General features: G+C 51.8%; 1 protein-coding gene. It reads right to left on the bottom strand.

All coding sequences use genetic code 11. The features are described from left to right. Positions 1 to 20: 20 nt before the first annotated feature. Entirely contained in the window at positions 21 to 1,409 is a 1,389-nt protein-coding gene (locus ADIS_RS22120) for an IS701 family transposase (RefSeq protein ID WP_010852482.1), read from the bottom strand. Between the last annotated feature and the right edge of the window lie 101 nt (positions 1,410 to 1,510).

Below are 1,510 nucleotides of genomic sequence, written 5' to 3'. Positions count from 1 at the left end.
TTCTACTTTACTAAGTTAAACTAGCCATCGTTTTGGTAATACCGGTCGATGTCTCTTTTACGGTTTTTATGCCTGGTTTTCATCTGGTTGAGCTTTTTTTCAAAATCCTCCGGGCTGCCAAAGAGCAACACGACCATCAATATCCTCAGGTCCCTTACGCTCATGAGTGGGAAGTCATTGCTGTTTGCTATCCGCTCTTTCATCATGAAGAGAGCTGCCATGAATACCAGGGCGTGGTGGTGGTGCCATGCTATCCACTTCCTCGTCTGGTAATCGGAAAGGCCCAGCTCATTCTTACTGTCGTCGAAGGTCCTCTCCACCCAGTACCTTTGTGCCTGAAAGTAAGCGTATTGCTTTGGCGTGTATTCGTCCACCCCGCCGTTGCTTAGGCTGTACTTGGTCTTTGGGTTTTTGCCCAGCGTCCTGGTGATGACCAGTGTCCTTTCCCTGGCACTGTCCTCTTTGCCGTCCCATATCCATAGCCTGCAGGTGTGTACCATGAGTCTTAGCCATCCCTTTGCCGTCTTTCTTACTTTTACCTTGCTCCAATGCTGGTCCAGCAGGGCGGCACAGTAGGTGTCCAGCCTGAAAGGTATCCTTTGGGTCTTCGGGTTGCCCTTCCCTGTTGGGGAAACGGATATGGGCGGTTCCTCCAGATAGGCCATCTGGTCCCTGTGGACATCAAGTACGAAAAACAGGCCCCTGTCATCAAGTACTTTGGTGAGTTCTCCGCTGTGGCCATAGAGACCGTCTCCGCCCACCCAGTCAAAGGCAACGCCATTCGCGACGCATTCGTCGATGATATCCAGCGCCAGCTGGGGTTTCGTCCTGGGGATACACTCCTCCCCGGGGATGCCTGCCCGATGGCACCGCTGAAGGTCGCCTGTCCAGCTTTCCGGCAGGAAGAGCCTTTCCGCCACCAGGGTGGCATGGGTCCCATTGCAGAGGGAGGCATACACGCCCACCTGGCAGTTGTCCACTTTTCCGATCAGTCCGGCATACTGGCGGGAAACCCCGACCGACATGAGGCCCTTCTTGAGGTGGGCGGATTCATCGATCACTATGCCCACAGGCTCGCCGTTCCTGGACTTTTCCACGGCAAGGACTGAGGAGGCCTGGACCTGAACCTCCCTGATTACGGCATGGTGGCTCCAGGTGGAATTGGAAAGGAAGTGCTGGTACCGCCTGTAATCGGACAAATCGATTGTCTCTTCCATTCTTTCCATATTGGCGGTGTTCTTCTCGCAGACCATCAGCCCCTTTATGTACTCCAGGGCCGTCGGGGTGTTGTCGAAACGGTGACAGGTAAAATGTGGGTTGAATGAGGCGGCGAAATCCTGTAGCTTAACAGCTGATTCACAGAAATTTACCCGAAAATCAAAATTTTTTTTATCCGATTGAAGAAGCATGGGCCTAATTCAATCGGTAATGGTTGAAGACGCTATATATGTTACCACAATATAGCTAATTTTGCCTTATTGGCCAAAATTTTTAACTCCGTAAAGTAGTA

The organism is Lunatimonas lonarensis (genome assembly GCF_000390185.1).
GTDB lineage: Bacteria > Bacteroidota > Bacteroidia > Cytophagales > Cyclobacteriaceae > Lunatimonas > Lunatimonas lonarensis.
This window is presented reverse-complemented; position numbering and strand designations above follow the sequence as displayed.

Bases quoted from the DNA above. Each gene is read 5' to 3' on its own strand.
- ADIS_RS22120 (WP_010852482.1), bottom strand. From the start codon at position 1,409: ATGCTTCTTCAATCGGATAAAAAAAATTTTGATTTTCGGGTAAATTTC.